The organism is Pseudorhizobium flavum, assembly GCF_044142885.1.
Classification (GTDB): Bacteria; Pseudomonadota; Alphaproteobacteria; order Rhizobiales; family Rhizobiaceae; genus Neorhizobium; species Neorhizobium flavum.
Window position 1 is genome coordinate 501,466 of record NZ_JBIOKZ010000002.1, and the last position, 19,351, is coordinate 520,816.

Genomic DNA, 19,351 nt, shown 5'->3' on the forward strand with positions numbered 1-19,351 from the left:
CGGATCCATGGCTCTTCTGGACAAACACAAATTTGTTGAACGTAACGCGACCCTGCTTCTGGTCGGCTCCCTCTTCGTGGTGTCGATCGGCGGGATCGTCGAGATTGTGCCGCTCTTCTACCTGGAGAACACGATCGAAAAGGTAGAGGGCATGCGCCCCTATTCGCCGCTCGAACTGGCCGGTCGCAACATCTACATCCGTGAAGGGTGCTACACCTGTCACAGCCAGATGATCCGGCCGTTCCGCGACGAGGTGGAGCGCTACGGCCACTACAGCCTGGCGGCAGAATCCATGTATGACCACCCGTTTCAGTGGGGTTCGAAGCGGACGGGGCCCGACCTCGCCCGCGTCGGCGACCGCTATTCGAACGAATGGCACGTGCAGCACCTGATCGAGCCACGGTCGGTCGTGCCTGAATCGGTCATGCCGAGCTACTCCTTCCTGAAGGACACGCCGCTGCAGGTGACTAATGTCGCCATGGAGCTCAGTGCCAATCGGGCGGTGGGCGTGCCCTATACCGATGAGATGCTGGAAAACGCCGCGGCGGACCTCAAGGCGCAGGCGGATCCCAATGCAGACACGTCAGGTATCAGCGAGCGCTACCCGAAGGCGAAGATCGGTGATTTCGACGGAAATGCTGCCGAGCTGACCGAGATGGACGCTCTTGTGGCCTATCTCCAGATGCTCGGTACGCTGGTCGACTTCTCGACCTATGACGCCACCGCTGGCTATCGCTGAGGAGGATCCGATGGAAATCTACACAGCACTTCGCGCTTTCGCCGACAGCTGGGCCCTGCTTGCCATGACCCTGTTCTTTATCGGTGTTGTCCTTTTCACCCTGCGCCCGGGCGCCAAGGCTCTTGCCAAGGATGCCGCCCAGATCCCTCTGAAGGAGGATTGATAGATGGCGGACAAGCATATTGACGAAATCAGCGGCGTCGAAACCACCGGACACGAGTGGGATGGCATTCGCGAGTTGAACAACCCGATGCCCCGCTGGTGGGTCTGGACGTTCTACGCCACCATTGTCTGGGCCCTTGGCTACACGATCCTTTATCCGGCCTGGCCGCTGGTCAATGAAGCGACCAAGGGCGTGCTGAACTATTCCAGCCGGGCCGAACTGGCGGGTGACCTGGAAGGGGCAAAGATTGCTCAGGGCGAAGTCATCGAAAAGATCTCGAAGGTCTCGCTTGAGGAAATCCTAGCCGACCCGCAACTCGCACAGTTCGCCACTGCCGGCGGCGCCTCGGCCTTCCGGGTCAACTGCGTCCAGTGCCATGGCACGGGTGCTGCAGGCGGGCAGGGCTATCCAAACCTCAATGACGACGAGTGGCTGTGGGGCGGCGACATCAACGCGATCTACCAGACCATCGCACATGGGGTTCGCGATCCGGTCGACGCAGATACGCGAGTATCGGAAATGCCGGCATTCATCGATATCCTCCAGCCCGAGGAGGTCCGGCAGGTGGCGGCCTATGTCGTCAGCCTCAGCGGCACGCCGCGCGACCCTTCGATGGTGGAGCCGGGCCAGCAGCTCTATGCCGACAACTGCGCCTCCTGCCATGGCGAAAGCGGTGAAGGCGTACGCGATCTCGGCGCTCCCAATCTTGCCGACGCGATCTGGCTAAAGGTCCAGGGCGAGGCGGAGATTGCGCAGCAGATCCAGGCTCCGCGTCATGGCGTCATGCCGGCCTGGAACGCCCGCCTGAGCAACGAGACGGTCAAGCAACTGGCAGTCTACGTCCACTCGCTGGGCGGCGGAGAGTAGATCTCTCCCATCGAACTTGGAGGTCGCGCCGTGGCGCGGCCTTTTTCATGCGTTCGACCAGACTCCCAACTCGTATCCTTCGGGGTCGATGAAATGGAAGCGTCTGCCGCCCGGAAAGTCGAAGGTCGGCCGGGAAATCTGGCCTCCCGCCTTCTCCACCCGCGACAGCGCCGCCTCCAGGTCCGAACAATACAGTATAACCAGCGGTCCGCCTTTCGGCATGACCGTATGAGCTTTCGCAAAGCCGCCGGTCAGCCGGCCGTCGCCAAACTCACAATAGTCTGGCCCGTAATCCTTAAACGACCAGGCGAAGGCCTCGCCGTAGAACTGCTTTGCGCGCTCATATCGCGTACGTTGAACTCGATGTAATCGATCTTCCGATCGGCGCCTTCGGCAGCCATTGGCTTTCTCCTAAATGATCTCGCTTTCAGTCGCGGGTCCAGATCGTCTTGTCGATCTTGCCTGCGAGTTCCGGATAGTCGGCCGCATGGAAGACTGGCGATTCACCAGCCTTCCTTTGAGCAAAATAGTCCTTCGTCAGCTTGGCGACGGTACCCGACAGGAGCACGATGGCGATCAGGTTGATGGTCGCCATCAGGCCCATCGAGGCGTCAGCTGCGTTGAAGACCGTGGTAACGGTCTCATAGGCACCCCAGATGACCATCAACAGGACGGCGCTGCGCAGGATCATAATGCCGATGCCCGTTCCGGCTCCCAGAAACGTCATGGCGTTCTCCGCATAGGAATAATTGCCGATGATCGACGTGAACGCGAAGAAGAAGATGGCGATCGCGATGAAATAGGCGCCGAAGGTCCCGAGATGTTCGCCGAGCGCGGCCTGCGTCAACTGGGCGCCGGTGACGCCGCTTTCCGGAACCAAGGCACCAGAAAGCAGAATCATGATGGCCGTCGCCGTACAGACAAGGAGGGTGTCGATGAACACACCAAGAGCCTGGACGAAGCCTTGGGATGAGGGGTGGTGTGGCTGTGGCGTAGCGACTGCGGCAATGTTCGGGGCCGATCCCATGCCGGCTTCGTTGGAAAACAGTCCGCGCTTTACGCCGTTCATCATTGCCGCCATGATGCCGCCAGTCGCGCCGCCCGCCGCTTCCTGCCAGCCAAAGGCGCTGGCGAAGATACTGCCGATGACTGCCGGGACTTCCGACCAGTTGGTGATGAGCACGTAGATAGCAGCCAAGAGGTATGCGCCTGCCATGAAGGGTACGATCAGTTCCGCGACGCGCGCGATTTGGCGGATCCCGCCGAAGATGACGATGCCGGCGAGCACGGCGACCACGACGCCGACCCCCAGCTTCGGCAGACCAAATGCACCCTCCATGGCATCGGCGATGGAATTCGCCTGGACCGCGTTGAAGACGAGGCCGAACGAGAGGATGAGGCAGATGGAGAAAATGCCGCCGGCCCAGGGAGCGCGCAGCCCGCGGGCGATATAGAAGGCGGGTCCGCCGCGATACATGCCTTCTTCGTTCTTGACCTTGTAGAGCTGCGCCAAGGCACTCTCTGAATAGGCGGTCGCCATCCCAACGAGCGACACCATCCACATCCAGAAGATGGCGCCTGGCCCGCCGAGATAGAGTGCGACCGCGACGCCGGCGATATTGCCCGTGCCAACCCGGGAGGCGAGGCTGACGGTCAACGCCTGGAAAGGGCTGATCCCCGCATCATCTTCGGTGGGGCTGCTCCGTAGGACGCGAAACATCTCGCCGAAGTGCAGGAACTGGATCAACCGAAGCCGGATCGTGAAGTAGAGCCCGACCGCCAGCAGCCCATAGACCAGGACATATTCCCAGAGGATCAGGTTCAGCAGGTCGATCAGCGCGGTCATTGAGCTCTCCCGAGAGGCAGTAGATGAAGCCTATGGTAGGGCGGGACGGCAAATAGGAAAGCCACCGCCTCTCGCGCTCAGAGCTCTTCCAGAAGAGATTTCAATGCTGCGAGATCCCGCCGTATGGCGTCGGCGTCCGCCTGGAACGCAACATCGTCCATATCCGGCTGGCGGATCAGGGTGAACATGACGACGGCACCGTCGCCATTCGGCACGACGCGCAGCGCGTTGTGCACGACCTGTCCGCCCGGCAGGGTGACGTCGTGGTCGATGACGCCGAGCGCGTTCGGCGGGACGAACCGTATGCGGATGTCGCCAAGAGGTCCGCCGTCCCCAATCCATTCATCGCGATCCTGCTTCAGCCCGGCGGCAAGACCGGCAGCCCATCTTGCCATGTTCCGGGGCTGGCTGGCGAAGTCGTACACCTCGTGCCAGTTCCTGTTGATTGTCGTGTGGATGATCTCGACCTGATACGATGCCAAGCTCTGCTCCTCCGATCTTTGGCCTGCGACAATGAGCGCGACGTCTCTGCGTCGCTACTTGATTTATATCAAGGATACTTGCCGGCCCAGATGGGAAAAGGCAGGCACAAAGGTGGAAATGTGCCATGAATCTCTACACCGCAAAGAACGTCGACGCGACCGGTGACGGCCATCAGGCAACAAACGCTGACGCTGGCAACGCCCCTCAATCGCTTTACGAGGCGAGAAAGAAGATCTTTCCGAAGCGGGCGGAAGGACGTTTCCGTCGCTTCAAGTGGCTGGTGATGCTCATCACGCTCGGCATCTACTACCTGACGCCCTGGATCCGCTGGGATCGCGGTCCCTATGCTCCGGACCAGGCGGTGCTCGTGGACCTCGCCAACCGGCGCTTCTATTTCTTCTTCATCGAGATCTGGCCGCAGGAGTTCTTTTTCGTGGCCGGGCTCCTCGTCATGGCCGGTTTCGGTCTGTTTCTCGTCACGTCCGCGGTCGGTCGCGCGTGGTGCGGCTATACCTGCCCCCAGACCGTGTGGGTTGATCTCTTTCTGGTTGTCGAGCGCTGGGTAGAGGGCGACCGCAATGCCCGCATGAAACTGGATGCCGCGCCCTGGACCTTCGAGAAGATCCGCAAGCGCGTCTTCAAGCATGCAATCTGGATCGCCATTGCGGTCGCGACCGGCGGCGCCTGGATCTTCTATTTCGCCGATGCGCCAACGCTGGCCTACGACTTCGTGACCGGCAACGCGGCTTTCATCGCCTATTCAACCGTCGGTATCCTGACTGCCACCACCTATGTCTTCGGCGGGCTGATGCGGGAACAGGTCTGCATCTACATGTGCCCGTGGCCGCGCATTCAGGCGGCCATGCTGGACGACAATTCGCTGGTCGTGACCTATAACGACTGGCGCGGAGAACCGAGAACCAAACACACCAAGAAGGCCGCTGCTGCCGGCCAGCCGGTCGGTGACTGCGTCGATTGCAACGCTTGCGTTGCCGTCTGTCCGATGGGCATCGACATCCGCGACGGGCAGCAACTGGCCTGCATCACCTGCGCCCTCTGCATCGATGCCTGCGATAGCGTCATGGACAAGATCGGCAAGCCGCGCGGGCTGATCGCCTACGCGACCCTGAACGAATATGATGCGAACATGGCACTTGCCACTGACAATGGCACGACGCCGATCAATCCCGATCGTGTGCGCAACGCGGACGGCAGCTTCATCGACAAGGTGCGCCACTTCAACTGGCGCATCATTTTCCGGCCTCGCACGTTGCTCTACATGGGCGTCTGGACGGCGGTTGGCATCGGGCTCCTCGTCGCGCTCCTCAGCCGTGACCGGCTGGAGGTCAACGTCATCCACGACCGCAATCCGCAATACGTGCTGGAATCGGATGGCTCGATCCGGAACGGATATACCATTCGCCTCTTGAACATGATCCCCGAACCGCGCACCATCCTGTTGTCGCTTGAAGGGATGCCGGAGGCGACGATGAAGATCAACGGTCTGACGAGTGACGACAACCGTCAGTTTGCCGTCTCGGTCGAACCGGACAAGGCGACGGCGCTGAAGGTCTTCGTGACAGTGCCGGCCAATGCCCTGCCGGATGGCAGCGACGGCTTCAGCTTCATTGCCGAAGATCGTTCGAGCCATGAACGTGACCACTACGACGCAACCTTCTATGCTCCGGAGGACGGGAAATGAGTTCGACAGACCGCAAGGGTTTCGTCTTTACGGGCTGGCACATGCTTGCTGTCATGTGCCTTTTCTTCGGGACAATAATATCGGTGAACTTCTACATGGCGTGGCAGGCGACCCATACCTGGAGCGGTCTAGTGGTGAAGAACACCTACATCGCCAGCCAGGAATTCAACGGGAAGGTTGCCGAGGCGAAGGCGTTGGCGGCTACGGGCGTGGTCGGTGCGCTGACGATAGAAGATACTGAAGTCAGCTATCGGATATCTCACGCCCAGGATGGTGCCGTTGAAGCGGATGACGTCACTTTGCGGTTCAAGCGTCCGGTTGGCGAAGACCAGGATTTCGAGCTTGCGCTCCGGCGTGAGGGGGAGGGCGTCTTCGTTGCCCGCCATGCTGTCGCCGGCGGAGCCTGGATCGTCGAGGCGGAGGCGCTTCGCGACGGCAAGCGCATTCTTCATGACACGCAGCGGATCTCTGTCGCCGGAGAAGCGAAATGACCACCTGTTGTGCTCCCGGTACCGAGGGAGCCGTGGAACTTGAGCGGCTGAGCCATGCCCTGCCTTCGACGGAAGAATTGCTCCTGTCGAGCCGGCAGATCCAGCCGGGGCTGCTCCAGACCGATCTGAGCGTGCCCGGCGTCCATTGCGGCACCTGCATCACGGCAATCGAAAAGGCGCTGCAGGCCCGCCCCGACGTGGAGCGGGCGCGGGTGAACCTTTCGACCAAGCGGGTCTCCATCGTCTGGAAGGAAGAAGTTTCCGGTGTCCGCACTGACCCGCTGGAACTGGTGCAGACAATTCGCGGTGCAACGGGCTATGACGCCCATCTGTTCTCAAGTGTCGAAGATGCCGGCGATCGGCTGCAGCGCGAACTGATACGGGCGGTTGCCGTGTCGGGCTTCGCGGCGGCAAACATCATGCTGCTCTCCGTTTCGGTATGGTCGGGAGCGGAAGCTTCCACGCGCGACCTGTTCCACTGGATCTCCGCCATGATCGCGGCGCCCGCGCTCGTCTATGCCGGCCGCTTCTTCTACCAGTCGGCCTGGAACGCGCTGCGTCACGGCCGCACCAACATGGATGTGCCGATCGCGCTTGCCATCACGCTTTCCTACGCTGTCTCGCTCTGGGAGACGATGCATCACGGACAGCATGCATGGTTTGATGCCACCGTCTCACTGCTGTTCTTCCTGCTCATCGGCCGCACGCTCGATCATGTCATGCGCGACAGGGCGCGCGCCGCGATCAGCGGCCTTGCGCGGCTGTCGCCGCGTGGTGCGATGGTGCTCGCGGAGGATGGCGCGCGGGAATACCGTCCGATCGAGGACATCCGGCCGGGAGACCGGCTGATGATCGCGGCCGGCGAACGGATACCGGTCGACGGGGTCGTCGAGAGCGGCAGAAGCGATCTCGATCTTTCCATCGTCAATGGCGAAAGCGCACCCACGGTTGCCGGGCCAGGGGACGCCGTCCAGGGGGGGATCCTAAACCTGACTGGCTCGCTGGTCATCCGCGCGACGGCCGCAGCGAAGGATTCCTTCCTGGCCGAGGTCATATCGCTGATGGAGGCCGCCGAAGGGGGCAGGGCGCGCTATCGGCGAATCGCCGACCGGGCGGCTCAGCTCTATTCTCCGGCGGTTCACCTTCTTGCCCTGGGCGCCTTCATCGCCTGGGGGGTATTCGGAAGCGACTGGAAGCAGGCCATGCTGATCTCAATCGCCGTCCTGATCATCACCTGCCCCTGCGCCCTCGGCCTTGCCGTGCCTGTGGTCCAGGTTGTGGCCGCAGGCCGGCTCTTCAGGAACGGCGTCATGGTCAAGGACGGATCGGCGATGGAACGTCTCGCCGAGGTGGACACGGTCCTGTTCGACAAGACCGGGACATTGACGCTCGGTCGCCCGCGTCTCGTCAATGGTGTGGAGGTCAAGCGGGGTTACCTCGCTCTCGCCGCTGGTCTTGCCGCTCACTCCCGTCACCCGCTGTCGCAGGCGCTCTACCAAGGCGCCCCCGGCGGCGGTGAGCGATTCGCCGAAGTCACGGAACTGCCGGGGCAGGGACTGGAGGCGGTCGCGGACGAGGGTGTCTATCGCCTCGGAAACCGCCGCTTCGCCTGTGGTGGCAACGCTCATCCGGATGAACTGTCGGAAGTCGTCCTGTCGCTTGACGGAAAGGAACTGCAGAGATTCCTCTTTGAAGATGCGGTCCGGCCGGACGGTGCTTCCGCCGTCGCGGCACTCGCTGCAAGTGGCTTCTCGACCGGCATCCTCTCCGGCGACCGCGCGCCGGTCGTCAAGGCGCTCGCGCGTCGCCTCGGCATCTCCCTCTGGAGGGCGGAGCTTTCGCCGCGCGACAAGGTGGATGCGGTGGCCGAACTGGACCGTGGCGGGTCGAAGGTGCTCATGGTCGGCGACGGAATCAACGATGCGCCGGCGCTGGCGGCTGCGCATGTCTCCATCGCGCCTGCGACGGCAGCCGATGTCGGACGACAGGCCGCCGACTTCGTCTTCATGCACGAGAGCCTCAACGCGGTGCCGCTCGCCATTGAAGTGTCCCGGCGGGCGGGGCGGCTGATCCGGCAGAACTTTGCGCTCGCCATCGGCTACAACATCATCGCGGTGCCGATTGCGCTTGCGGGCTATGCGACGCCCCTGATTGCCGCCGTCGCCATGTCGACTTCGTCCATCATTGTCGTGGTGAATGCACTTCGGCTGAACAGGCTGGTTGGAGCGGAGCGGAAGCTGACCATCTCGGCTGCATCAACCCCCATGTCTGGGGAGGCGCGTCTGGCATGAACATGCTTGTCTATCTCATCCCGATCGCCCTCCTTCTCGGCGGGCTGGGGCTTGTCGCCTTTCTCTGGTCGCTGAAGAGCGGCCAGTACGATGATCTCGACGGTGCGGCTTGGCGGGCAATCGATGATGACGACGATCGTCCTGCTGTCTGACAAGCGGATAACGCTCCCTATCTAATCGTTTCAGCCTTGCCGTTTGCAATCTCTGGTGCCAAAACGGCGGCCAATCGCAAATGGAGGCACTTTCGTGGAACAGGCAGAAATCGGCCTTATCGGGCTCGGCGTCATGGGCTCGAACCTCGCACTCAACATCGCTGAGAAGGGCAACAGGATCGCGGTCTTCAATCGCAGCCCGGAAGCCACGCGAAAGTTCTTTGCGGAAGCGGGCGACCTGCAGGGCCAGATTGTCCCTTGTGAGACCCTGGAGGAGTTCGTTGCCGCGATCCGGCCGCCGCGACCGATCATCATCATGATCAAGGCGGGCGAGCCCGTCGACCAGCAGATGGCGGCCTTGACGCCATACCTCTCCGCCGGTGACATCATGATCGACGCCGGCAATGCCAATTTCCGCGATACGATGCGCCGCTTCGACGGCCTCAAGGACAGCGACCTGACCTTCATCGGCATGGGGGTTTCGGGCGGTGAGGAAGGTGCGCGCCACGGTCCCTCCATCATGGTCGGTGGTACGGAGGAGAGCTGGAAGCGCGTCGAGAAAGTTCTGACCTCCATCTCCGCCAAGTTCAACAACGACCCCTGCGTGGCCTGGCTCGGCGAGAACGGCGCGGGACATTTCGTCAAGACCATTCACAACGGCATCGAATATGCTGACATGCAGATGATCGCTGAAATCTACGGCATCCTGCGTGATGGCCTGGGCATGAGCGCCCAGGAAATCGGAGAGGTGTTTGGCCGCTGGAACACTGGCAGGCTGAACTCCTACCTGATCGAGATCACCGAGAAGGTGCTGAAGGCTGCCGATCCGCTTTCCGGAAAACCCATGGTCGATATGATCGTGGACCGTGCCGGCCAGAAGGGCACCGGCAAGTGGTCGGTGATCGAGGCACAGAACATGGGGGTTGCTGCGACCGCCATAGAGGCCGCCGTCGCGGGACGTATCCTATCTTCGCAAAAGAGCGAGCGCGAGAGGGCGGAGACCATTCTCGACCTTCCGTCGCTTTCCGAGGCGCCGAGGGACCGGGATGCATTCCTTGCGGACCTGGAGAATGCATTGCTTGCCGCCAAGATCGGCGCGTATGCGCAGGGTTTCGCGGTCATGTCCGCAGCCTCCGCCGAGTTCAAATGGAACCTGCCGATGCCGACGATTGCGCGTATCTGGCGCGCCGGCTGCATCATCCGCTCACAGTTCCTCGATGAAATCACCTCCGCCTTCACCAAGGATCCTGACGTCAACCTGATCGTCACGCCCGCATTCGCCGATATGGTGAAGGAGACGGACGGAGCCCTCCGCCGCGTCGTCGCCTATGCAGTGCTCTCCGGCCTGCCGGTGCCGGCGCTGTCTTCGGCGCTCGCCTATTTCGATGCCTATCGCCGCGGCCGCGGAACCGCAAACCTGATCCAGGCGCAACGTGATTTCTTCGGCGCGCACGGATTTGAGCGGGTCGACGGGCTTGATCGCCCGCACGGCCCTTGGGGCAGTGGCCTCAGCCAGGGTTGAGCCTAGGTTCGCAGTGGAAAAACCCGCCCTTGCGGCGGGTTTTGCATCTGACCTCTGAACCTGACGATCTTGCTGACGAGGGGGAACTCACTCCTTCGGGCCCATAGACGACCAGGTCGGCTTGCTGATGCTCTGAAGCAGTTCCGGCGCCACGCCGTCGATCCGGGCGATCACCGCCTTTGCGAGCTCGCGGCCGGAGTGCCGGACGTCCTCGTTCACCGTGTAGATTTCCGGGCGGATCCAGTTGAGGAACTCCGCTGACTGCTTGGAAACCAGGTCGACGTCCTTGCCAAGCTTCTTGCCGGCGGCTTCGATCCCCGCGACCAGTGCAATGGTCGAGCTGCCGCTGATGGAGATGATGCCGTCCGGCGCGTTGGCGGATCGCATCAGCGTTTCGGTATAGGTGCGAATGTCGCCGAGTATTGTTTCGGTCGAGATCCGTCCCATCGAGACTTCCGTCAGGTCGAAGTCAGCGAGGCCGCGCTCGAAGCCGGTGCGGCTGTGCAGGTAGAAGGAGAGGGTGGCCGGGGGCGGCAGCAGCGCGATGCGCTTGCGACCCTTTGACGCCAGCTTTGCCACCGCCTCGTAGACGAAGGCCTCGTTGTCGAAGTCATGGTAGGGGTGGACGATGCCCATGTCCGTCCGGCCGTGGGTCGCGAATGGCATGTTGCGCTCGGTCATAAGCCGGACCCTTGGGTCGTCCGGAGCGATTCTGGAGATGATCACGCCATCTGCCGATCCCGTGTCGAGGATGTAGCGGACCGGCACCATCGGGTCCTTCTGGTGGGTATGGGGCGTCAGAACGAGATGATACTGCGTGCCGGCCAGCACTTCGGAGATACCGAAGACCATCTGGCTGGTGAAGCCCATCAGTTCTTCTTCAATACTGAGCACGAGCGCGATGACATTCGTCTTGCCGGTCCGCAGGCGGACGCCGGCTCGATTGGGTTGGTAGCCTAGCTGGTTGGCGACCAGACGAACTCGCTCCTTGGTCTCAGTCCCAATATCCGGCGCATCCTTCAAGGCTCGCGACACGGTCGTGATCCCGAGACCCGTCATGTAGGCAATCGTCTTCAGTGTCGGCCGCTCGCCGGCCGCTAGCGGAGATTTCGCCGCTCTCTTCGTACTGCTGTCGTCCATCACCCTGCCGTCATCCGAATCCAGCCAGGACTATAGATGCCTTTGTCATGGCTGGAAACGAATGCCTCCTCCATCCGTCGGGTCTCCATGGCTGAAATCTGAAACGATACAGGTCGCTTGTCGAGCGGAAAAATTCACGGCTAACTCGCCTCGGAGCGTTTCTCCGATCAATTCAGTGGGAAATGGATGTTGTGCGGGCGCGAAATGCGTGGTTCGAAGATATCCGAGATAACGTAATGATATCAACAATATAATGGAACCGTCATATGCGTTGTGCAGTGCGCTCAATATCAGGAGCAGCTCGAGAAATGCTCCCCAGCGGAATTTTTCTCCAGTACCTAGTTGCGCGTGCTGCAGCTTTCGCTTAACTTTTTACTGCATCGTTTCAGTGAGGGAGGAGACTCATGAATATTCGTGCTTTTGCAGCCGCGCTTGCGGCAACCGTCGTGCTGCCGCTTGGTGTTGCCCAGGCCGCAGACCTTGAAGTAACCCACTGGTGGACTTCGGGTGGCGAGGCAGCTGCCGTCGCCGAATTCGCCAAGGCATTCGACGCCACCGGCAACAAGTGGGTGGACGGTGCCATCGCCGGGGGCGGAAGCACCGCCCGTCCCATCATGATCAGCCGCATTACCGGCGGTGATCCCATGGGGGCTACCCAGTTCAACCATGGACGCCAGGCGCAGGAGCTTGTCGAAGCCGGGCTGATGCGCGACCTGACCGACGTTGCAGAGAAGGGCAACTGGAAAGAGGTGATCAAGCCTGCGAGCCTGCTCGACAGCTGCACGATCGACGGCCGGATCTATTGCGTGCCGGTCAACATCCATTCCTGGCAGTGGCTGTGGCTGAATAACGAGGCATTCGAGAAGGCTGGCGTGGCGGTTCCAAAGGATTGGAACGAGTTCGTTGCAGCCGGGCCGAAACTGAAGGAAGCCGGCATCCATCCATTGGCCCTGGGCGGTCAGCCCTGGCAGGCAAATGGCCTCTTCGACACCCTGCTGCTGGCACTCGGCGGCAAGGAATTGCACGAGAAGGTCTATGTGGAAAAGGACGCCGAAGCGGCGGCCGGCCCGGAGGTCGCCAAGATCTTCGAAGCGGCGGCGCAGGCACGCGAACTTTCCATCGGCACCAACGTGCAGGACTGGAATCAGGCCACCAACATGGTGATCACCGGCAAGGCTGCCGGCCAGGTCATGGGTGACTGGGCCCAGGGCGAGTTCCAGATCGCCGGTAAGGTCGCGGGCAAGGACTATAGCTGCCTTCCGGGCCTTGGCGTCAGCCAGTACATCACCACGGGCGGCGACGCCTTCTACTTCCCGGTTCTGAAGGACGAGGAAGGATCCAAGGCGCAGGATGCCCTGGCCGAAGTGCTCGTCGCGCCGGAAACTCAGGTCGCTTTCAACCTGAAGAAGGGGTCCTTGCCGATCCGCGGCGACGTCGATCTGGCGACGGCCAACGACTGCATGAAGAAGGGCCTGGAGATCGTTGCACAAGGAAATGCCCTTACCAGCACCGATCAATTGCTCTCGCCCGACTCGCAGAGCCAGAAGCAGGACCTGATGACGGAGTTCTTCTCCAGCACCTCGATGACTCCCGAGGCCGCTCAGGAGCGCTTCGCGGAGATCATCTCCTCGGCCGACTAATCCCAAGCGACCGCGGCCGGCCGGCGTTCCTCGGAGCGTCGGCCGGTTGAACCGGCGTCGCTGACGTCCGCTGGGCTTCTAGTTCCGGGGGTCACGGATGCGTCGTCACGTTCGAGGAGGATCGAGACATGACAGGTCTGGCGCCTGCCAAACGCCCAAACCAGCTCTTTCGCAATCTGACTGCCAAGATTGCGTCCATTCCGATGATCCTGATTGCGCTCGGGATTTTCCTCGGCGGCTCTCTCTGGACCGTCGTCTACTCCTTCACCAATTCCAAGCTCCTGCCGCGGGCGACTTTTGTCGGGTTCGACCAGTTCGAGCGGCTGTGGGCATCGTCCCGCTGGATCATCTCGATCCAGAACCTGGCGATCTATGGCATCCTTTCGCTGATCTTCAGCATGGTCATCGGCTTCCTGCTGGCGGCGTTGATGGACCAGAAGATCCGGTTCGAGAACACCTTCCGTACGATCTTCCTTTACCCGTTCGCCTTGTCCTTCATCGTTACCGGCCTTGTCTGGCAGTGGATCCTCAACCCGGAATTCGGGGTTCAAGGCATTGTCCGCTCCCTCGGCTGGGAGAGCTTCACCTTCGATCCGCTCTACAACCCGGACATCGTCATCTACGGCATCCTGATCGCCGGCCTGTGGCAGGGCACGGGGCTCGTCATGTGCCTGATGCTCGCAGGCCTGCGCGGGATCGACGAGGATATCTGGAAAGCCGCACGCGTTGACGGTATCCCGATGTGGCGAACCTATCTTTTCATCGTCATCCCGATGATGCGGCCCGTCTTCATCACGACGCTCGTCATCATCGCAAGCGGCATCGTCAAGGTCTACGACCTTGTCGTGGCCCAGACGAGTGGCGGCCCCGGCAACGCTTCCGAGGTGCCCGCCAAATATGTCTACGATTACATGTTCCAGGCGCAGAACCTCGGCCAGGGCTTCGCCGCATCCACCATGATGCTGCTGACGGTCGCCATCATCATCATCCCGTGGGCCTATCTCGAGTTCGGAGGGAAGAAGCGTGGCTAACATCTCCACCCTCAACACCACGGCGGCAGGTTTCGATGCCGTCTCCGATCAAGTCGCAAGCGGTCCCCGAGGGCGCAAACCCCGGCGCGTGGTCTCGGGCCGCAACATAATGCTCTACGGCACGCTCTTCGTTGCGGCGCTCTACTACCTCCTGCCGCTCTACGTGATGGTGGTCACCTCGCTCAAGGGCATGCCGGAAGTGCGCATGGGCAACATCTTCGCGCCGCCCATGGAGATCACCTTCGAGCCGTGGGTGAAGGCTTGGGCGGAAGCCTGTACCGGGCTCAATTGCGATGGCCTCTCGCGCGGTTTCTGGAATTCGGTCCGCATCTTGATACCCTCCGTCGTGGTTTCGATCGCCGTCGCCTCAGTGAGCGGTTATTCGCTTGCTAACTGGCGCTTCAAGGGCTCCGAGCTTTTCTTCTCGATCCTGATCATCGGTGCCTTCATCCCTTACCAGGTGATGATCTATCCGGTCGTCATCGCGCTGCGCGAACTCGGCGTATACGGGACGCTGACCGGACTGGTCATCGTCCACACGATCTTCGGCATGCCGATACTGACGCTGCTGTTCCGCAACTACTTCGCCTCGCTGCCGGTCGAGCTGTTCAAGGCGGCGCGTATCGACGGCGCGGGCTTCTGGCAGATCTATTTCCGCATCATGCTGCCAATGGCGCTGCCGATCTTCGTCGTCGCGATGATCCTGCAGGTGACCGGTATTTGGAACGACTTCCTGTTCGGCGTCGTGTTCACGCGGCCGGATGTCTATCCGATGACCGTCCAGCTCAACAACATCGTCAACTCCGTCCAGGGCGTGAAGGAATACAACGTCAACATGGCCGCGACGCTTCTGACGGGGGCGGTACCGCTGATCGTCTACTTCCTGTCAGGCCGGCTTTTTGTCCGCGGCATCGCCGCAGGTGCAGTGAAGGGGTAAGTACTTCCATGAACAACAGCGTATCCATCCGCGACCTCTCGCTCTCCTTTGGTGCCGTCAAGGTGCTGCAGAACATGAATCTCGAAATCCGGGACGGGGAGTTCCTCGTTCTTCTCGGGTCTTCGGGATGCGGCAAGTCCACGCTCCTCAACTGCATCGCCGGCCTCCTGGAGCCGACCGACGGCCAGATCTTCATCAAGGGCCGCAACGTCACCTGGGAGGAGCCCAAGGACCGCGGCATCGGCATGGTGTTTCAGTCCTACGCGCTCTATCCGCAGATGACGGTTGAGAAGAACCTTTCCTTCGGGCTGCGGGTCGCCAAGGTTCCCAAGGAGGACATCCAGCGCCGGATCGCGCGTGCCGCGGACATCCTGCAGATCCAGCCGCTCCTCAAACGAAAGCCGGCCGAGCTTTCTGGCGGTCAGCGCCAGCGCGTGGCGATCGGGCGGGCGCTGGTGCGTGACGTCGATGTCTTCCTGTTCGACGAGCCGCTGTCGAACCTCGACGCAAAGCTGCGCTCGGAGTTGCGCGTCGAGATCAAGCGCCTGCATCATTCGCTCAAGAACACGATGATCTACGTCACCCACGACCAGATCGAGGCCCTGACGCTTGCGGACCGGATCGCCATCATGAAGAGCGGCGTGATCCAGCAGCTCGACGATCCGGTGACCATCTACAACCGTCCGGTCAACCTCTTCGTTGCTGGCTTCATCGGCTCGCCGTCCATGAACTTCCTGCACGGCGAACTCGTGGAAGAGGGCGGGAGCACCGTCTTCAAGACCCATGGCGTCTCGTTCTCTCTGGAGGGATACGAGGCCGAGGGGCCGCTTACTCCTGGCCGGAAGGTCGTCCTCGGTGTTCGGCCGGAACACATTCATGTGGACAACCATCAGGCAGGTGCCGAGATGCACGACGCGGTGGTCGATATCGAGGAGCCCATGGGCGCGGACAACCTGCTGTGGCTGAAGCATGCGGGGCACACCATGTCGGTGCGCACTGGCGGCGCCAAGCGCTTCGCCCCAGGAACGAAGCTCCAGATGTCCTTCGACATGTCGGTCGCCTCGCTGTTCGACGCAGAGACCGAAGAACGGATCTGATCGCTGATGTCCATCTCCCGCCTCGACATCTCCGGGACCTGGCAACTCGCTGAGGCGGGGGGTGACCGTCGGTCAGCCATGCGGGTCCCCGGCGACGTCCACACTGCGCTGAAGGAGGCGGGCATCATCCCCGATCCCTATGTCGGCCGCAACGAGGATCAGGTCCAGTGGGTCGCCGAGCGGGAATGGGTGATCGAGCGGCAGTTCGTCATCGATGATCCGGACGGCAACTGGTACCTCGACATCACCTATCTCGACACGGTGGCGGTCGTCTTCATCAATGATGTGCCGGTACTCTCGGCCGATAACTGCTTTCGCCGCTACCGGCCGGATGTTTCCGCCGCGTTGCAGGCGGGCGAGAACACGATCCGCATCCACTTTCACTCCAGCGTTGCGGCGGGGGCGGAGCGTCAGGCGCGGCAGCCTTTCTACATTCCTTATTCGACCGGCAACTGCCCCATCCCGAACGGCAACATGCTGCGCAAGCCGCAGTGCCATTTCGGCTGGGACTGGAACATTGCGCTGGCACCGCTCGGGCTCTACGGCGAGATTTCGCTGAATCGGCTCGAAACGGCGCGGATCGAGCACGTGGTCACCAGCCAGAGACACGCCGAGGGCAAGGTCGAGCTGCACGTGGCGCTGACGTTTTATGCTGTGGACCCGGGCGTCGTGCCGGTGCATTTCGATCTCGATGGCGAGCGCGTTCGGCTGGATTGCGGCATTGCTGCCGGTGAGACCACGATCCACCACGTCTTCGAGATCACCGAGCCCCGGCTCTGGTGGCCGGCGGGGAGCGGCGAGCAGAACCTCTACCGGCTGACGGTGGAGATCCCCGAGGATCAGGTGACGCGGCAGATCGGCTTGCGCACCGTCGAACTGGTGACCGACCCGGACGAAGCCGGCAGCCGTTTCGCCTTCCGCATCAACGGTCGCGAGATCTTCTGCCGAGGCGCCAACTGGATCCCGGCCGACGCGCTGTTTTCCCTCTCGAGTCCGCAGAAGACGGAGGACCTGCTGCAGTCCGCGGTAGACGCCAACATGAACATGCTCCGGGTCTGGGGCGGAGGCTTCTACGAGCGCGACTGGTTCTACGACCTCTGCGATCGGCTGGGCCTGATGGTCTGGCAGGACTTCCAATTCGCTTGCAACCTTTATCCTTCGACACCGGACTTCCTAGAGGATGTGACAAAGGAGGTGGATTACCAGGTCCGCCGCCTGATCTCGCACCCGTCGATCGTCGTCTGGTGCGGCGACAACGAGCTTGTTGGTGCGCTGACCTGGTTCAAGGAGTCGATCGAGAACCGCGACCGCTATCTGGTCTCCTACGATCGCCTGAACCGGACAATCGAACAGGCGCTGAAAGCGGCTGCACCAGAGGCGATCTGGTGGCCGTCGAGCCCGGCATCCGGCTACCTCGATTACGGTGACGCCTGGCACGCCGATGGTTCGGGCGATATGCATTACTGGTCGGTCTGGCACGAGAACAAGAGCTTCGACAACTACCGTTCCGTCCGCCCGCGCTTCTGCTCGGAATTCGGCTTCCAGTCCTACACCTCGCTGCCGGTCATCCAGACATATGCCGAGCCGAAAGACATAAACATCGCATCCCCGGTGATGGAGCACCACCAGAAGAACGCCGGCGGCAACGAGCGGATCGCGGCGACCATGTTCCGCTATTTCCGCTTCCCGAAGGACTTCGCAAACTTCGTCTATCTGAGCCAGGTGCAGCAGGCACTCGCGATCCGGACCGCCGTCGATTACTGGCGGTCGCTGAAGCCCCATTGCATGGGCACGCTCTACTGGCAGCTCAACGACACCTGGCCCGTCGCCTCCTGGTCTAGCCTCGACTATGGCGGCGGCTGGAAGGTCCTGCATTATGTTGCGCGGCGCTTCTTCCAGCCGGTTGCCGTTGCTGCCATTCCCTCGGAAGACGGAAACGAGATCCGCATCTCGCTCGTCAACGACACGATGGAGGACGTCACAGCCACCATCAACCTGTCAACAGTCTCTCTCGGCGGGACCCGCACACCGCTGAAAAGCGTCGACGCCCTCTGCTCGCCGGATGCCGCGGTGCCGGCGGTTGGCCTGTCTGCGTCAGACCTTCCGCCGGATGCAATCCTGTTCTGGAGCTTCACCGCAACTAACGGCATGGGCGGCGAGGGGCACTATGTTCACGGCACCTACAAGGCGCTCGATCTTGCGCCGCCGGGGCTTGAGGTCTCTATGTCACCGGCCGGAGACGGTGCGATCGACCTCCTGGTTCAGGCTTCCGGTCTGGCGCTGTTCGTGATGGTCGAGAGCGACACGCCCGGCCGTTATTCCGATAACGCTTTCGACGTTGCCGCCGGCGAAAGCCGCCGCATCACCTTCACTCCTTCGGAGCCGAGTGCGGCTGCACCGGTCTTCCGCATCTACGACCTCTATTCCTGCCAGTCGGCAGATTGAACCTTTCAGCAGAAGGGCCGCCGGCCCAGGAGGATGGACATGACGAAACTCGGTTTCCAGCTCTATAGCGCGCGCAATTTCCCGCCGCTCGCCGATACGCTCACCGCGCTCGGTAAGGCCGGTTATGCGGAAGTCGAAGGTTATGGCGGCCTCTATGCGAGCATGGACGAAAGCCAGTTGAAGGCGATCAAGGCCAATCTCGACGCCAATGGCCTGACCATGCCGACGGGTCACTTCGGGCTTGATCTTCTCGAGAAGCAGCCGGAGCAGGCCCTGCTGATCGCGAAGACGCTCGGCATGGAAGCGATCTACTGCCCACATCTCGTCGCGGATCAGCGTCCGACGGACGCCGCTGGCTGGCGCGCCTTCGGCAAGCGGCTTTCGGAAGCCGGCAAGCGCTACAAGGACGCCGGCTACACCTTCGGCTGGCACAACCACGACTTCGAGTTCAAGACGCTGGAAGACGGTACGACCGCACAGGAGCAGATCCTTGAAGGCGGCCCGGATCTCGCCTGGGAAGCCGACATCGCCTGGGTCATCCGCGGCGGCGCCGACCCGATGGCCTGGATCGACCGCTACGGCGACCGCATCACCGCTGTCCACGTCAAGGACATCGCGCGTGCCGGTGAAAATACGGACGAGGATGGCTGGGCTGATGTGGGCCACGGGACCGTGGACTGGAAGGGCCTGATGGCGGCGCTACGCGAGAAGACGCCCGCGAAGCACTTCATCGTCGAGCACGATAACCCCAACGACCTGGAACGGCTGATCTCCCGCTCGATCGCAGCCTTCAAGACATACTGAT

17 protein-coding genes and 1 pseudogene are annotated in these 19,351 nt (G+C 61.8%); 14 read left to right on the forward strand and 4 right to left on the reverse strand.

All coding sequences use genetic code 11. The features are described 5' to 3' along the window. The first annotated feature begins 7 nt into the window (after nucleotides 1-7). Genes ccoO through ccoP form a run of 3 tightly spaced genes read left to right on the forward strand, consistent with a single transcriptional unit; the run spans nucleotide 8 to nucleotide 1,769 of the window. The gene (gene ccoO, locus ACEPP2_RS05930; protein WP_052638567.1) at nucleotides 8-739 is read left to right on the forward strand and encodes a cytochrome-c oxidase, cbb3-type subunit II; all 732 of its coding nucleotides are present in this window, start codon (nucleotides 8-10) and stop codon (nucleotides 737-739) included. A gap of 10 nt (nucleotides 740-749) precedes the next feature. Further along, complete coding sequence (locus tag ACEPP2_RS05935) at nucleotides 750-902, forward strand: CcoQ/FixQ family Cbb3-type cytochrome c oxidase assembly chaperone (RefSeq protein ID WP_052638566.1); 153 nt, start codon at nucleotides 750-752, stop codon at nucleotides 900-902. A gap of 3 nt (nucleotides 903-905) precedes the next feature. Beyond that, nucleotides 906-1,769, forward strand: coding sequence for a cytochrome-c oxidase, cbb3-type subunit III (gene ccoP / locus ACEPP2_RS05940; RefSeq protein WP_052638565.1), 864 nt, complete (start codon nucleotides 906-908; stop codon nucleotides 1,767-1,769). Nucleotides 1,770-1,814: 45 nt separating this feature from the next. Here ccoP and ACEPP2_RS05945 read toward each other — a convergent pair. The 3 genes and pseudogenes from ACEPP2_RS05945 to ACEPP2_RS05955 all read right to left on the reverse strand — a co-directional run bounded on the left by ACEPP2_RS05945 (nucleotide 1,815) and on the right by ACEPP2_RS05955 (nucleotide 4,097). Continuing rightward, nucleotides 1,815-2,170: pseudogene (locus tag ACEPP2_RS05945) on the reverse strand (VOC family protein). Between the two features lie 26 nt (nucleotides 2,171-2,196). Then, nucleotides 2,197-3,615 carry an alanine/glycine:cation symporter family protein gene (locus ACEPP2_RS05950; protein WP_281978335.1) on the reverse strand — a complete coding sequence of 473 codons (1,419 nt, stop codon included), beginning with the start codon at nucleotides 3,613-3,615 and terminating at the stop codon, nucleotides 2,197-2,199. 77 nt (nucleotides 3,616-3,692) lie between these two features. After that, entirely contained in the window at nucleotides 3,693-4,097 is a 405-nt protein-coding gene (locus tag ACEPP2_RS05955) for an SRPBCC family protein (protein WP_142587730.1), read from the reverse strand. Between the two features lie 125 nt (nucleotides 4,098-4,222). Between ACEPP2_RS05955 and ccoG the strand changes: the two genes are divergently transcribed. From ccoG to gndA, 5 genes are all read left to right on the forward strand, one after another. Continuing rightward, nucleotides 4,223-5,800, forward strand: coding sequence for a cytochrome c oxidase accessory protein CcoG (gene ccoG / locus ACEPP2_RS05960; RefSeq protein ID WP_395516063.1), 1,578 nt, complete (start codon nucleotides 4,223-4,225; stop codon nucleotides 5,798-5,800). Continuing rightward, on the forward strand, nucleotides 5,797-6,291 hold the full coding sequence (locus tag ACEPP2_RS05965) for a FixH family protein (protein WP_395516064.1): 495 nt from the start codon (nucleotides 5,797-5,799) through the stop codon (nucleotides 6,289-6,291). Before ccoG ends, ACEPP2_RS05965 begins: the two co-directional genes overlap by 4 nt. Further along, entirely contained in the window at nucleotides 6,288-8,582 is a 2,295-nt protein-coding gene (locus ACEPP2_RS05970; protein ID WP_395516065.1) for a cation-translocating P-type ATPase, read from the forward strand. The genes ACEPP2_RS05965 and ACEPP2_RS05970 overlap by 4 nt, the downstream gene beginning before the upstream one ends. After that, nucleotides 8,579-8,734, forward strand: coding sequence for a cbb3-type cytochrome oxidase assembly protein CcoS (gene ccoS, locus ACEPP2_RS05975; protein WP_065814526.1), 156 nt, complete (start codon nucleotides 8,579-8,581; stop codon nucleotides 8,732-8,734). Before ACEPP2_RS05970 ends, ccoS begins: the two co-directional genes overlap by 4 nt. Nucleotides 8,735-8,828: 94 nt before the next feature. Continuing rightward, a complete protein-coding gene (gene gndA, locus ACEPP2_RS05980) occupies nucleotides 8,829-10,256 on the forward strand; it encodes an NADP-dependent phosphogluconate dehydrogenase (protein ID WP_395516066.1) in 1,428 nt (475 codons plus the stop codon). Nucleotides 10,257-10,343: 87 nt separating this feature from the next. Here the strand turns inward: gndA and ACEPP2_RS05985 are convergent, their stop codons facing one another. Then, nucleotides 10,344-11,396, reverse strand: a complete 1,053-nt coding sequence (locus ACEPP2_RS05985) for a LacI family transcriptional regulator (protein ID WP_077546466.1) — start codon at nucleotides 11,394-11,396, stop codon at nucleotides 10,344-10,346. A gap of 404 nt (nucleotides 11,397-11,800) precedes the next feature. Between ACEPP2_RS05985 and ACEPP2_RS05990 the strand changes: the two genes are divergently transcribed. The 6 genes from ACEPP2_RS05990 (at nucleotide 11,801) to ACEPP2_RS06015 (ending at nucleotide 19,350) form a co-directional block, all read left to right on the forward strand. Next, nucleotides 11,801-13,036 carry an ABC transporter substrate-binding protein gene (locus tag ACEPP2_RS05990; protein WP_077546465.1) on the forward strand — a complete coding sequence of 412 codons (1,236 nt, stop codon included), beginning with the start codon at nucleotides 11,801-11,803 and terminating at the stop codon, nucleotides 13,034-13,036. A 128-nt stretch (nucleotides 13,037-13,164) separates the two neighbouring features. Then, nucleotides 13,165-14,067, forward strand: a complete 903-nt coding sequence (locus ACEPP2_RS05995) for a carbohydrate ABC transporter permease (RefSeq protein ID WP_052638555.1) — start codon at nucleotides 13,165-13,167, stop codon at nucleotides 14,065-14,067. Continuing rightward, the gene (locus tag ACEPP2_RS06000; RefSeq protein WP_077546464.1) at nucleotides 14,060-15,004 is read left to right on the forward strand and encodes a carbohydrate ABC transporter permease; all 945 of its coding nucleotides are present in this window, start codon (nucleotides 14,060-14,062) and stop codon (nucleotides 15,002-15,004) included. The genes ACEPP2_RS05995 and ACEPP2_RS06000 overlap by 8 nt, the downstream gene beginning before the upstream one ends. 8 nt (nucleotides 15,005-15,012) lie before the next feature. Further along, nucleotides 15,013-16,101, forward strand: a complete 1,089-nt coding sequence (locus ACEPP2_RS06005) for an ABC transporter ATP-binding protein (RefSeq protein ID WP_077546463.1) — start codon at nucleotides 15,013-15,015, stop codon at nucleotides 16,099-16,101. A 6-nt stretch (nucleotides 16,102-16,107) separates the two neighbouring features. Further along, nucleotides 16,108-18,546 (forward strand): beta-mannosidase, encoded by a 2,439-nt coding sequence (locus ACEPP2_RS06010; protein ID WP_395516067.1) that lies wholly within the window; start codon nucleotides 16,108-16,110, stop codon nucleotides 18,544-18,546. A gap of 39 nt (nucleotides 18,547-18,585) precedes the next feature. After that, nucleotides 18,586-19,350 carry a sugar phosphate isomerase/epimerase family protein gene (locus tag ACEPP2_RS06015; RefSeq protein WP_395516068.1) on the forward strand — a complete coding sequence of 255 codons (765 nt, stop codon included), beginning with the start codon at nucleotides 18,586-18,588 and terminating at the stop codon, nucleotides 19,348-19,350. Nucleotide 19,351 lies beyond the last annotated feature (1 nt).